Annotated in this window: 12 protein-coding genes; 7 read left to right on the top strand and 5 right to left on the bottom strand. The window is 40.6% G+C overall.

Annotation, left to right across the window (positions count from 1 at the left end):
- Positions 1-5: 5 nt before the first annotated feature.
- The 4 genes from pckA to M998_RS11090 all read right to left on the bottom strand — a co-directional run bounded on the left by pckA (position 6) and on the right by M998_RS11090 (position 5299).
- Positions 6-1625 carry a phosphoenolpyruvate carboxykinase (ATP) gene (gene pckA / locus M998_RS11105; RefSeq protein WP_068438959.1) on the bottom strand — a complete coding sequence of 540 codons (1620 nt, stop codon included), beginning with the start codon at positions 1623-1625 and terminating at the stop codon, positions 6-8.
- A gap of 203 nt (positions 1626-1828) precedes the next feature.
- A complete protein-coding gene (gene hslO, locus M998_RS11100; RefSeq protein ID WP_068908876.1) occupies positions 1829-2701 on the bottom strand; it encodes an Hsp33 family molecular chaperone HslO in 873 nt (290 codons plus the stop codon).
- 29 nt (positions 2702-2730) lie between these two features.
- Positions 2731-3141 (bottom strand): ribosome-associated heat shock protein Hsp15, encoded by a 411-nt coding sequence (gene hslR / locus M998_RS11095; protein ID WP_068438964.1) that lies wholly within the window; start codon positions 3139-3141, stop codon positions 2731-2733.
- Between the two features lie 64 nt (positions 3142-3205).
- The gene (locus M998_RS11090) at positions 3206-5299 is read right to left on the bottom strand and encodes an IgaA/UmoB family intracellular growth attenuator (RefSeq protein ID WP_068438967.1); all 2094 of its coding nucleotides are present in this window, start codon (positions 5297-5299) and stop codon (positions 3206-3208) included.
- Between the two features lie 303 nt (positions 5300-5602).
- Here M998_RS11090 and nudE point away from each other — a divergent pair, with 303 nt between their 5' ends.
- Entirely contained in the window at positions 5603-6160 is a 558-nt protein-coding gene (nudE, locus tag M998_RS11085; protein ID WP_068438969.1) for an ADP compounds hydrolase NudE, read from the top strand.
- Positions 6161-6273: 113 nt separating this feature from the next.
- On the opposite strand, the gene mrcA is transcribed toward nudE, so the two are convergent.
- Positions 6274-8805 (bottom strand): peptidoglycan glycosyltransferase/peptidoglycan DD-transpeptidase MrcA, encoded by a 2532-nt coding sequence (mrcA, locus tag M998_RS11080; RefSeq protein ID WP_068908874.1) that lies wholly within the window; start codon positions 8803-8805, stop codon positions 6274-6276.
- Between the two features lie 116 nt (positions 8806-8921).
- Between mrcA and pilM the strand changes: the two genes are divergently transcribed.
- The 6 genes from pilM to aroB all read left to right on the top strand — a co-directional run bounded on the left by pilM (position 8922) and on the right by aroB (position 14036).
- Positions 8922-9749: a pilus assembly protein PilM gene (pilM, locus tag M998_RS11075; RefSeq protein ID WP_068908872.1), complete on the top strand. Its 828-nt coding sequence runs from the start codon at positions 8922-8924 to the stop codon at positions 9747-9749.
- A 1-nt stretch (position 9750) separates the two neighbouring features.
- On the top strand, positions 9751-10290 hold the full coding sequence (locus M998_RS20085; RefSeq protein WP_068908870.1) for a PilN domain-containing protein: 540 nt from the start codon (positions 9751-9753) through the stop codon (positions 10288-10290).
- Entirely contained in the window at positions 10283-10849 is a 567-nt protein-coding gene (locus M998_RS11065) for a hypothetical protein (RefSeq protein ID WP_068908868.1), read from the top strand. Before M998_RS20085 ends, M998_RS11065 begins: the two co-directional genes overlap by 8 nt.
- The gene (locus tag M998_RS11060; protein ID WP_068908866.1) at positions 10839-11870 is read left to right on the top strand and encodes a secretin GspD/PilQ domain-containing protein; all 1032 of its coding nucleotides are present in this window, start codon (positions 10839-10841) and stop codon (positions 11868-11870) included. Before M998_RS11065 ends, M998_RS11060 begins: the two co-directional genes overlap by 11 nt.
- Positions 11871-12376: 506 nt before the next feature.
- A complete protein-coding gene (gene aroK / locus M998_RS11055; protein ID WP_068438981.1) occupies positions 12377-12898 on the top strand; it encodes a shikimate kinase AroK in 522 nt (173 codons plus the stop codon).
- A 49-nt stretch (positions 12899-12947) separates the two neighbouring features.
- The gene (gene aroB, locus M998_RS11050) at positions 12948-14036 is read left to right on the top strand and encodes a 3-dehydroquinate synthase (RefSeq protein ID WP_068908864.1); all 1089 of its coding nucleotides are present in this window, start codon (positions 12948-12950) and stop codon (positions 14034-14036) included.
- Positions 14037-14319: the final 283 nt, after the last annotated feature.

The following is a 14319-nucleotide window of genomic DNA, read 5'->3' as shown; positions in this document are numbered from 1 at the left end:
ATAACTTACTGTTTAGGGCCTGCTTTGACCAGTGCAGCACCTGCCGGGGTATCCGTGTATTTATCGAAGTTTTTCACAAAACGGTCAGCTAAATCTTTCGCTTTTTCATCCCAGATTGCTTTATCTGCATAAGTATTACGCGGATCAAGGATATGAGTATCCACACCTGGTAATTCTGTCGGAATGTCTAAGTCAAATACTGGCAGTTTTTTCATTTCCGCTTTTTCAATGTCGCCACTTAAAATCGCATCAATGATTGCACGGGTATCTTTAATAGAAATACGTTTACCCGTACCATTCCAACCGGTATTCACCAAGTAAGCTTTCGCACCTGCAGCTTCCATACGTTTTACCAATACTTCAGCGTATTGCGTTGGATGTAGAGATAAGAATGCTGCACCAAAACATGCTGAGAATGTTGGTGTTGGCTCCGTAACGCCACGCTCTGTACCGGCTAGTTTTGCTGTAAACCCAGATAAAAAGTGGTACTGAGTTTGCTCTGCGGTTAAGCGAGAAACAGGTGGTAATACGCCAAATGCATCCGCGGTTAGAAAGATAACCTTGGTCGCATGACCGGCTTTAGAAATCGGCTTAACAATGTTCTCAATGTGGTAAATCGGATAAGAAACACGGGTGTTTTCTGTTTTTGAGCCATCATTGAAATCAACTGTACCGTCGGCTAATACCATCACGTTTTCAAGTAATGCGTCACGTTTGATTGCACCATAGATGTCTGGCTCAGCTTCTTTAGACAGGTTGATTGTTTTTGCATAGCAACCACCTTCAAAGTTGAATACGCCATCATCGTCCCAACCGTGCTCATCATCACCAATTAGCTTACGTTTTGGATCTGTCGATAATGTCGTTTTACCGGTTCCCGATAGGCCGAAGAAAATCGCAACGTCGCCTTTTTCACCCACGTTAGCAGAACAGTGCATTGATGCGATGCCTTTTAGCGGTAGAAGGTAGTTCATCATAGAGAACATGCCTTTCTTCATTTCACCGCCATACCAAGAGCCACCAATCAACTGCATACGCTCAGTCAGATTGAAAGCAACAAAGTTTTCTGAATTCAAACCTTGCTCTTTCCAATTTGGATTAGTGCATTTTGCGCCGTTCATCACGATAAAGTCAGGTTCAAACCCAACCAACTCTTCATCTGATGGACGAATAAACATGTTTTTAACGAAGTGTGCCTGCCATGCAACTTCTGTGATAAAACGCACTTTTAAACGTGTATCTGCGTTTGCGCCACAGAATGCATCGATGATAAATAAGCGTTTGCCAGAAAGCTGCTCAGTCACCAACTGTTTTAAATCTGTCCAAACCTCTTGTGACATAGGTTTGTTATCATTTTTGCCTTTACCTTGGTCTGCCCACCAAACGGTGTCGCGAGTCACATCATCACGCACGATATACTTATCTTTTGGAGAACGACCCGTAAAGATACCAGTATCAACAGCAACAGCACCGAGTGTGGTAACTGTGCCACGTTCATAACCTTCAAGTCCTGGCTTGGTTTCTTCCGTGAATAATAGCTCGTAACTTGGGTTATAAACGACTTCTGCTACATCATGAATACCGTACTTTTCAAGTTCCTTCAGGGTAATGCTTTTAGCGCTCATTATATTGCTCCTGGTAAACATAACTAATCTGCAGATGATCATAATTCTTTACGACTAATTAACAGCGATAGCTATCAAAGAATTGAAAATGTATAATTTTTTTTAATTCATAATGAGACTTAGAGCACGTTATAATGCTTTAAAATTATAAAAAAAAGGTGCAGAATTGCACCCTCGTCACATAATTAGGTTGCTAAATCGTATCAGTGAAGTTGCTGATTTCGCTCATTTTTTAACCCATCAATATCAGATTCAATAAATACGTAGTGTGAGCCACAATATTCACACTCCATATCAATTTTTCCATCTTTCTGTAATATGTCGATAACATCTTCTTTTGATAATGTCGCTAAACTGCCTTCACAACGTTCACGGGAACAAGTGCAACGAAATTCGACCGCTTGAGGGTCATATAGAGTGACATCTTCTTCATGATACAGACGATGTAAAACCTCTTTAATATCAAGCTCGCTAAGCTCTTTACCTTTGATGGTTGCCGTTAATTGCACCAAATGCTCAAAAATATCGTGGCTAGTTTCATCCGCAGCAGGTAATACCTGCAATAACATGCCACCCGCAATCGCATTTCCATCAAGCTCCCCAACACGAATGAATAAACGGGTTGGTAACTGTTCAGATTGAAGGAAATAGGCATCAATACACTCTTCGAGTGTTTCCCCTTCCATCGCAACAATGCCTTGATAACGTTCACCTTGGCTTGGTGTAATGGTGATCACCATATAACCATTACCAATCATCTGTTTTAAGGTGCTTCCGGCTACAACGGGGCCATTAACGCGAGCGACACCGCGCATTTGCTGAAGATTATTTCCGTTAATAACCGCCAGCTTCACAGGGCCATCACCTTGAATTTGAACGGTAATATCGCCATCAAATTTTAGTGTTGCCGTTAATAAACTGGTAGCAACAAGGAGCTCTCCCAGTAAGCCTTTTACCGCAGCAGGGTAGTCGTGATTTTCCAAAATATGGTGGAAAGTCTCATCGACAGTAATTACTTCTCCACGCACGGCATGCTGTTCAAATAAGAAACGGTGGAGTTGGTCTTGTTTAGCCATAATTTGCTCTCTATTACTCAATCCGTCGATTAAGACGGTTCATGGGAATTTGTTTGTTTAAATTTTAGCAGAGTTCGGCGTTCTTTTTTATCAGGACGTCGTTCTGGATGGGGCATCGTGAGTGCATTCATTTTCCGGGCTTGTGCTATCTTTTCCCGTTGTTCAATACTTTCTGATGTTTCACGATAAAGCAATTGAGCATCAGGGGCACCTTTGCGTTGGCTACTTATTTCGAGAATTTCGATAATCCGTTCATCATTACCTTGGCGTAATTTAACTGTCGCATTTAACTCAACAATCTTACCCGGCTTAGTTCTTTGTCCATTATAGTGAACTTTACCACCGTCGATCATCTCACGAGCCATAGCGCGTGTTTTATAAAATCGCGCTGCCCATAGCCATTTATCGAGGCGAACCGGTTCTGTGAGTGGTTGTTTCATGATGTCTTCCTCAATTTAAGTCGGTATTCAAGTACTGAGGCGACCACCATTTCGGGGAGTGACACTATCTGTGATAGGAAGGATTGTCGGCCTCAAAGCATTTATCGTAATATTGAATAATCTTACGTAAACGCCTTTTATTGTTCAAAACGCGAATAACAATTAATGAGCCATTGATCAGCGCGCAAAAGATCAGAAATAGGACAAACAGTGAGCTACACACATATTGAGATAAAACATCGGCGTTTGGCTCTTCATGTAAAACAATGTACAACGTGCCATTAGCATCAACCGATAGGTGCGTAATAATTCCCTCAATATCAAACGGTGTATTAATTAAAATACTCGATAACCGTTTCAACTCCTGCCAACGCTGTAATTGCGTCATATCATTAAATGAACTACCCGAAATTAAGTCCACTAACGATTTATTTTCATCGCTGATGAGTAAAACGCCACCCGGCGGTGGACTGTTTAGCTTACGGACTTCTCTATCTATTTCTTTCCTGATAAATTCATATGTGGTGGCTTCAACGATGTTTTCCAAGGCCTCCGCACTTCCTGCTCGTAATAAAACATGCGCACCACTCAATTTTCCTGCTGATGCTTTATTAACAAGTGTCCCCCAATCATCAGTGCTACCGAGATTAATCAGTGCATTTTTCAGCTTAGAACAGGCGGCATCTTCTTGGCATAATGCATTGGTTTTTAATATTATTTGTGAAAAATCAAAAATAATATTCATGCCTGACTTCATAATGTCACGTTGTAATCTAGGGTTAACACCGCCAGCGTCTTTATCTGGATGCAATTGATTTTTAACCGTATTAAGAAGCTCAATAGAAAGTTCAACTTTCTCTGATTCCGGCTCATTCACTAAATTAATATTATTCCAATACACGCCTGAGCAATCAAAGGGGACAAATAGTGCCTGCTCAGAATCATTAAGATTCGGTGGGCGATAGCACATCCCCATACCTTTTGCGCTCAGGGTATCACCCACTTTTAGCTTGCTCGTTTCTAACTCAGTTGAACTTGTTGCCGTAATTTTTTCGACACCTTCAAGCCAAGCAAAGCCGAGTTTTACGGGTAAACTCATTGATTGATAGGAAAAAACCAAGGCTAAAACGAATAATGCTCCAATAAGCATGACGATATTCTTTTTAAATCGCTTGTAAGGATAGTCCCGTTCTTCCTCGTGGAGAGAAAGATATTGCCCATACTTGAGCACGTCCCCTGAAGCGTAAATATCAATATTCGTTGGTTTGTTTAATTCATGATGAATATACGGAGCCCAATGAGCGGGGTAATGTAGATCAACACCACCAATCGATACTGTTGATGAGTATTTTTTATCCAACTCACCATAGAGTTCCCAGCGTTTAGGTTGCCCATAAATACATTTAACATCTTGATATTTTTTAGGGAAAACTTTCGAGCGAAATAGCACAAACAAGCCAAATATAAAACAAAGCGCTGCACTAACAAGCCCCCATCCCTGCAACAATGGAATAGAAATTAACGTTAAATACCCTAAAAGAAAGCTCAAACAGATGATTGCTGCGCCTAACCAACCCGATGAATGATGCAATCGATACTCTTCTCGAGTTTCCTTACGCATCCGCAATAATTCAATGTTATGTTGTCCACGCTCCTGAATCGCCGCCTCAGGAAAAATGGACTCTATAGCAGGCTCAACAAGCCATTCATGACTAAAATCTTTTAGCGAGTGACTATTCATCGATACAATCAGTGGTAAATGGTCAGTCTCCACCAACTCCATCACGTTTTGTCGTTGTAAAAAAGGTTCTAATTGAGAGGGAAGCTGAACTTCAATAGTATCAATGAAATAGCGCCATGCATAACCTTGCTCTTGGCCTAAGTTAAAGCGAGTCACTGAGTTACAGATCGTGGCAATTGTTGCGTTTTTTTTAATTTGCCATACCGTCTGGGAAGGGTTATGAGAGGCTGATGCACAATGTTTTAGGTACTGGGAAATTGTCTGGTAATCGGTATCAATCATTTTTCTAAACGACGGCGTAGCCAAAGAAGGTATTTGATAGACACCAGAATGCCGCCCCCGCCTGAAATACAGGAAGGAAGCCATTATAGTTAGGCTAATAATGATTATAGCCGTTATAATGACGTAGTTAAGCATGTGTTCCCCAATAAAATATCCATCAGAAAAGCATAGCAATCACTCCCTGATCCCTATATCAGCCAATTCCTATTCTATTTCTGATTTTTATGTTTATTTACAATATGTTGTAAATAAATATTTTTATTTGTTAATCTGTGCGGTAATTAGCCGCCAGCTATACTAACAGCATTTTATCTACCCGATAATCTCTATCATTTTTTTTTGATATAGGTCATAGTTGAATATGAAACAAAAGCCTCTCTTTTTGAAGTTAAATAGGCTTTTACCAATAGATTTTTACTCATCCGTTCGGAAATCGTTATGACAGAGTTGAAAATGCCAAAAATCTTGAATATTCAAGATGTTGCAAAATCAAAATTATTCAGTATCCAATCTGTTGACCTCGAATTTAGCAACGGCGAAAAACGCGTCTATGAAAGAATGCGCCCAGCTAAACGTGAAGCGGTTCTTATTGTACCTATTATCGATGACCAATTAATTCTAATCCGTGAATATGCTGTTGGTATTGAAAACTATGAATTAGGCTTCCCTAAGGGTGCAATTGACCCTGGTGAAGTCCCGCTTGAAGCAGCACAAAGAGAACTTAAAGAAGAAATTGGTTATGGTGCTCACGACATTATTCAACTGGCTAAACTCACCATGTCCCCATCTTACTTCTCTAGCAAAATGAATATCCTAATTGCGCAAAATCTTTATAACGAAAAACTTGAAGGCGACGAACCAGAACCGCTACAACAAGTTAGATGGCCGATTGCAAACATGATGGCGTTACTCGATCATCCCGACTTCAATGAAGCTCGGAATATTAGCGCACTCTTCTACGTTGAGCGTTATTTAAAAAATATTACGTCAAAATAGCAATATAACGCCCCACTAAAAACCGACTACCGCTAATTTCAGTTTCTTAAAACGAATTACACCCCATGTTATTCATATAACAATGGGGTGTAATTTAGTCTTTTATTCGAAATTTAAAACAACTCTTGGTTTGCCCCACCTTCAGTGGAAATCGTTGTTCCAACTTCTTGTACCGCATGCTCTTTCGGTTCGGTTCCTTCAATAAAGTATTCACGTCGAGAAGAACCTAATTTACCGGTTCGACTGTCGATAGAAACGGAAATCACACCTTTTGGTGGCTTCATTGTTTTGACAGGAACGCCTTCAAGGATTGATTTCATAAAATCATCCCACATTGGCTGAGCACTCTTTGCCCCTGCTTCACCACCGCTTGCGGCTGTTCGACCTAAAGTACGTTTATTGTCATCAAAACCTATCCAAGCCGAAGCTACCACATCAGGGCCATAACCGGAGAACCAAGCATCTTTTGAGCTATTGGTCGTTCCCGTTTTACCGCCAATATCACGTCGGCCACCCAAATCACGAGCCGCTCGCCAACCCGTTCCTGACCAACCGGGTTCACCGTAAATATTGGTCATCATTGCATCCCTGATGAGGAATGCTAGCGGCGTACCAATAACATGAGGTGCATACATATCGCCAGAATTTGCCCCTTGCTCTGAAGCTGTGGCAAGTTCCATTGTCGGTTCCTGTACAGCAACGCCGCTACCTGACTGCGTGACTTCCTCGGTTGATGCATCATCAACGCCTTCAACAGTAATACTGCGTTCGGTATCACCGTAAACGACTGGAATATGAGTACAATCTGGACAGGCTATTTTGGGTTTCGCCTCAAAAATCACTTCATCATCATGATTTTCAATTTTCAAAATATAATAAGGGTCAACAAGGTACCCGCCGTTAACCATAACAGCATAACCACGCACCATTTGCATTGGTGTAAATGATGGTGCGCCCAAAGCGAGTGCCTCTGTGCGATTAATATTTTCTGCTGGGAAACCAAAACGAGTGAGATAATCAGCCGCATAATCAACGCCCATAGCCCTCATTGCGCGTACCATGACAACGTTTTTTGACTGACCTAATCCTTGTCTTAAACGAATTGGACCGTCATATCTAGGTGGTGAATTTTTAGGGCGCCAATCTGAGCCAGCCCCAGCATCCCAACGACTAATAGGCACATCGTTAAGTAATGATGAAAGCGTCAGGCCTTTATCCATCGCAGCGGTATATAAAAAGGGTTTGATGTTCGAACCGACTTGACGCAGTGATTGCGTAACACGGTTAAACTCACTCATATTAAAATCAAAGCCGCCGACTAGCGCGATAATGGCACCATCATTCGGATTTAAAGCAACAAATGCGGCATTAACGTCAGGAACCTGTGCAAGCCATAAATTATCTTTTACTTGGCGAACCCAAATTTGCTCACCCGCTTGCACAACAGAATTAACTGTTCTTGGCGTAGCGCCTTGCTGCGTATCTGAAATATACTTGCGAGCCCAGCGTACACCCGCCATTGTGATCTGTGCTTCAGTTCCATCAGCTAATAACACCTTAGCGTCATTATTTGTCGTAGAAAGCACTACTGCAGGCATTAAAGGGCCATAAACAGGTGATTTTTTCAGTTTTTCAACGATTTTTTCAGCCGGCCATGCCGCTTCTGATGGTTTCCATAACACTTCAGTCGGGCCGCGATAACCATGTCTTACATCATAATCGATCAGGTTATTGCGAACAGCCTCAGTCGCTGCCAACTGATCTTTACGGATCACCGTTGTATAAATTTTATACCCGTCAGTGTAGGCATCTTCACCATATTTATCATACAAAGTTTGACGCGCCATTTCGGCCAAGTAAGGAGCCGAAAAATCAACTTTAGGTGCATGATAAGAGGCTTCTATTTTCTCATTTCGCGCTTGCTCGTACTGGTCTTGCGTAATGTATTTTTCTTCTAACATTCGCATCAAAACCACATTACGGCGGTTAACAGCTCGTTCATAAGAATAAAGCGGATTAAATGTTGATGGTGCCTTTGGTAGCCCTGCAATCATCGCCATTTCACTTAGTGTTAATTCACTGGCTGTTTTTCCAAAATAAACATAAGCCGCTGCACCAACACCATAAGCTCGGTTACCTAAATAAATCTTATTTAAGTAAAGCTCCATAATTTCATCTTTAGTAAATAGCTGCTCAATACGTATAGCAAGAAAAGCCTCTTTAGCTTTACGCATCAGTGTTTTTTCAGGGCTTAAATAAAAGTTTCTTGCAAGTTGTTGTGTGATTGTACTCGCCCCTTGTGAGGCGTGGCCTGATGATGCCATGACAGTGACTGCACGAAAAATACCAATAGGGTCAATACCATGATGATCGTAGAAACGGCTATCCTCTGTTGCGATAAATGCTTTCACCATCAAAGGTGGAATTTCATTTAATGGCAACGGGATACGGCGTTTTTCACCATATTGCGCGATCAACTCATTATCGGCGCTGAATACCTGCATCGGTACTTGCAAACGGATGTCTTTCATTGTCGCAACATCGGGCAACTCACCTTCGACATATTTGTACATGCCAAAAATCGAGGCGGTTCCCAAAAAAATGCAACAGATAACAAAAATGAAAAAATATTTTACGAACTTCACCTGAGAATTCCCATACTCGACTGACAGGAGGGTTTAGATATCACTGAATGACAGTATAAAGCTTATACAACGCAATAGAAAACGTAATTTATTTTTTGATGATAAGGAAATTATCTATGTATTCACAAAAATGGAACATTGGGATCGACCTATATCGAAATAAAATTCAGCTGGTTGCCATAAAGCAATACCGGAAATACTGGTCTCTATGCGAATGTTGGCAACATTCTTTCCCGATAGATTTCAGCGAAAAAACGGCGTTTGAACAGCGCGAAAGTCTACTAAAAATATTCATACAATGGCGTCAGAAATTACCGAAAAATTGTACGGTTTCTATCGCGTTACCTTCCCTGCGTACAATAAAGCAACATTTTACGCTGCCTGAACAAATGAATTTACAGCAACCTGAGCTAGGTTGGTATTTACAATCTCGGGCTGAAAAACTGTTCCCGATGCATGCTCAAGAACTCGTTTTAGACTATCGAGTGATTGAATCAAACGTGTATCTCAATGCTGCTCGCCAGTCAGATATTACGTTCTGGCAAAGCTTGCTTGATGATAGTGGCTTTAATCTCCTCGCGATTGATATTGCCCCCATTGCTTTACGCTATGTTGCGCGCCATGCAGGTTTGCCTGATGAATGCTGGCTCGTGCATTATCGACAAGGAGAATGGTTATGGTCAGGGCCCATTAGCCAACCGGCAAACTATAACCATATCCAAGATACCGAAATTACAACGCTTTCCCAATTGATCCCATTACTAAGTAGCGGTGAAGGTGAGGCAACATTTCCAATTTATTACATCAGTGACCGCCACGCCCCAGACTCACATAATCAATGGCAGTTATTACAAGCATTTCATCATCACTCGATCAAAATTCCCCATCAACTTGGCGACTTTGTTATCGCGGCTGGTTTAGCACTACGCCATGGAGACATTTGATATGTATCAAGTTAATTTTTTACCATGGCGGAAAAAACACATAACCACGCTAAAGCGTCGATTTATAGCATTGACGGTAATAATTACAATTTTAGCAATCATCAGCTGTAGCTATTTAGCATTCCTTCAATATATTAAACTGCAGCATTTAGAATCCAATTTGTACAACCATAATCTTCAGCAACAACAAACGGAACAATTAAAGTTACTGCTGATCGACAAGCAAAAGTATCTTGAACAACTCATCACCCAAAGACAGGTGATCAATAAATATACTCAGCGCAATCATGCACTACTTGAACTGTTACAAGCGCTTCCCACAATAACACCCACCAAAAGCTGGTTAGGCTCATTCAAATTATTGCAAAATCATCTTGAGATAAAAGCACATAGCTACCATTTTCAAGAGATGAATAAACTGGTTCTTCAATTAGAAAGTAGCCGTCTACTGAGTCAAATTCACCTGAAAAAACTCAGCCGAGTAAAAAACTTAAATCATTTATATTTGAGTGCCGTATATCAGGAGGAAGCCCATGAATGAGACGGCTCATACTTTTTGGTATCGCCCACTCTGGCAACAAATATTATTTATTTGCTTAATCATTTTCTTATGCATTATTGGGTATTATTTCAGCTATTGGGATGACAGAGAGCAGCAATGTGTGCAATTTGAAAAAGAAAATAAACTGTTGATGGGCAGCATTCACCAAGATAAGCAATTTATTCACCAATCACCTTCACTATCTCAACTCAATGAAAAAATTAGTGAGTTATCCCTAAACGCTGAATTAAACCATGATCCTTTCATTTTTATTGCACAGCTGCAAACGCTTATCATCCAATCGAATATCACACTCAATCAATTACGACCACACCATTCAGCAGCCGAATATAACCATACTTATCAACTCGACATTCAAGGTAGCTATAATGATATTTTCCAATTTATTCAATCAGTCACATTACAATATGCTGGAAGACTATGGTTATTCTCCGAAATTAATATCAAACCTAAAGAGCATAAGCTAACAGCAACTCTCTCAATCTCATTTCTAAATAATAATGCATTTATCAAGGATGAAAACAGCGATGAAGACTAAATTTCTTAGTGCGGGAATACTCTCTTTCTTAATTATTTTGTCTGCTCACGGGCAAGAGATACGTGATCCCTTTATACCTCTTTCAGAAACCAATGAAGTACAAACTTTATTGCTAACAAAAACCAACCAATCCAAGGCTGTATTGGTCGAAAAAATATTTAAATTAGTCTCCATTGATGCCAAAGAAGTTGCTCAACAACTCATACAGCCCAGTATGTCTCTATTATCAAGTTTATCCACCGTTCATCATGATGACATAACGAATAGCTTACTGATAAAAGATAGCCAAGCGCGATTATCACTGATTGCAGAGTGGTTAAAACAAAAAGATATCCCACAACAGCAAGTTCAGATTACAGCCCATATTATTAGCAGTAGCCGAACCGCATTGCAGGAGCTGGGGCTTGAATGGGGAATGTTGGCCGGCAGTTCAACAAAGAGTCATCATAATAAATACAATCGTTATAATTCAGTTCCAGGTCAATTTTCGTTCAACATGTTAAGGTTAGGCGAAGGATTGCTTGAAATGAAACTCAATGCACTCGAAAAAGAAAATTTACTTTCTATTATTGCTAGCCCACGATTGATGGCATCCCACAAACAGCCCGCGAGCATTCAACAAGGGACTGAAATTCCTTATGTCACCAGCAGTGAAAAGAAAACGCACGTTCAATTCAAAGATGCGGTACTGGGTATGGATGTGACTCCCACCATTTTTCGCGATGAAAAAATTGAGTTAACACTCAAAATTAGCCATAACTCTCCAGACACCGCATTAACCAGTAGCCAAAACCATCATTTAGCGATAAACAAGCAAGAAATCGCCACTTCGGTCACCATTAAAAATAATGAAACACTGATCCTCGGTGGAATTTTTCAACAAAAACAAGAAAAAACAGAAACAGGATTACCCTTCCTCTCCCATTTACCCATTTTAGGATCTTTATTTACAAACAGTGCTGAGCATATCGATAGAAGAGTTCTTGTGGTTTTTATTACCCCAAAACTCATCAATATTTAGCACTAATAAAATAATGTCTATACTTCAACCAGTTGAACGAGTAAAAAGCAAAAGATTGATGAAAATATTATTTTTTATGACATAAACCTGCCGGATAAATTTGACGCTGACGCCGTTTTAGCATACAAGGTTATCCATTGAGTGTTCTAACTATCGGTAGATTAAAGAACAAGCTATCAGCCGCTTATAAACTAGTCACAATAAATTTGCTTCAGAATTAACAGTAATTAAATGCTCATGGCAAAATTTAAAAACTGTTAAATCTCATGCTAAACAACGCGTTAGACATTGTAAACGGCTCAAATATAGAAACCAGTAACATAAGTTGAGGCACTTTGTTCACTTAGTGCCTCATTTATATAGTTGCAATTCAGGTTGATGTGTTGAGATAATTTTCTCATCTGATCTCACATCATCACTAATGAGGTTTCAGTTTAGGTCCCGCCGCTAGTTCGATTGGCGGGGCGGGTGATCATTAACGAATAATCGTAGTAATACCAAAAAACATGGCAGAGAAACGCAATATCTTTCTGGTTGGACCGATGGGTGCTGGAAAAAGTACTATTGGTCGTCAGTTGGCTCAACAGCTTAATATGGAGTTTTTCGACTCTGATCACGAGATAGAAAAACGCACCGGTGCAGATGTAGGTTGGGTATTCGACCTAGAAGGTGAGGAAGGCTTCCGCGATCGCGAAGAAAAAATCATCAATGAACTCACCGAAAAACAGGGCATTGTATTAGCGACGGGTGGCGGTTCTGTTAAGTCAAAAGAAACCCGCAATCGCTTATCGGCTCGTGGCGTTGTTGTTTATCTTGAAACCAACATTGAGAAACAGCTTTCTAGAACACAGCGTGATAAAAAACGTCCTCTTTTACAAGTGGATGAACCCGCACGTGAAGTTCTTGAGAAATTGGCATCTGAACGCAATCCTATGTACGAAGAAATTGCAGACATCACGATTCATACTGATGAGCAAAGTGCAAAGGTTGTTGCAAGCCAAATTATTGAGTTGTTGGAAAAAAATTAATTAACCATTGGGTTATTTTCATACGTAATCAATTCAAGGTAAAAGCAAGATGGAAAAAGTCACTGTTACTCTGGATGAACGCAGTTATCCAATCAATATTGCACCCGGTTTATATAACCAAACCGATGCATTTTGGCCATTAACTGCGGGTCAACGGGCAATGATAGTGACAAATGAAACACTTGCGCCTATTTATTTAGATAAAATAAAGCAAGTACTTGAATCATCAGGTGTAAAAGTAGATTCGATCACTTTACCCGATGGAGAACAGTATAAGTCTTTATTTATCATGAATGATGTTTTTACCGCATTACTTGAAAAACACCATAACCGTGACACTACCCTCATCGCTCTTGGTGGGGGGGTCATCGGTGACTTAACCGGCTTTGCAGCCGCAAGTTATCAACGAGGCGTGCGCTTTATTCAAGTGCCGACGACCTTGTTATCCCAAGTGGATTCATCTGTTGGTGGCAAAACAGCCGTTAACCATCCATTGGGTAAAAATATGATTGGTGCATTTTATCAACCCGCATCTGTCATTATCGATCTTGATTGTTTAAAAACCTTACCAAAAAGAGAGCTCTCTTCTGGCCTTGCTGAGGTCATCAAGTATGGCATCATCCTTGATGGTGAGTTTTTTAGCTGGTTAGAAGATAACATCGACGCATTAATGCAACTTGACGATAAAGCAATGGCTTACTGCATTCGTCGTTGCTGTGAGTTAAAAGCACACGTCGTTGCCGCAGATGAAAAAGAGACCAGTGGATACAGAGCATTACTGAATCTCGGCCACACTTTTGGCCATGCTATCGAAGCCGAAATGGGTTATGGCGTGTGGCTACACGGTGAAGCCGTTGCTGCTGGTATGGTCATGGCAGCAAAAACCGCTGAACTTATCGGTAATTTCACACCAGCACAGACACAAAGAGTCATCGCTCTACTAGAGCGAGCACAACTTCCCGTCACCGGCCCATCTCAAATGAAGCCTGATGACTACCTGCCTCATATGATGCGAGACAAAAAAGTTATGGGTGGAAAGTTACATTTAGTTTTACCCACCACGATTGGGCACTCTGAAGTGCGTTCAGATGTTGAAGCCCAGATTGTCATCGCAGCGATATCTTCCTGCATGTCTTAAAAAACACTAAAATTAATCGTAATCAACAAGCGCATGTAAAAGCCCTGAATATTTAAGGGTGTTTTAAAATGTTGCTGGTAGATATGTGCTAAACTCGTTAAATTATATGGCATGCCTAGTACCTACAGACGAAACTCTTAGATATAGCCGCAATCTCATTGAAATTCGTATGAAATTGCTAAAGAATCTATCCTTTGAAAGACAGCGGCGATACACTGCTTGGTCGTGAAAAGGTCGTAATGATAAGAGACATTTTATCTCTACTACAGGCGAACTTTATTCG

This window comes from Providencia heimbachae ATCC 35613 (assembly GCF_001655055.1).
In the GTDB taxonomy this organism is placed as follows: Bacteria; Pseudomonadota; Gammaproteobacteria; order Enterobacterales; family Enterobacteriaceae; genus Providencia; species Providencia heimbachae.
The sequence above is the reverse complement of the archived record's forward strand: the minus strand, read 5'-3'. Positions and strand labels throughout refer to the sequence as shown.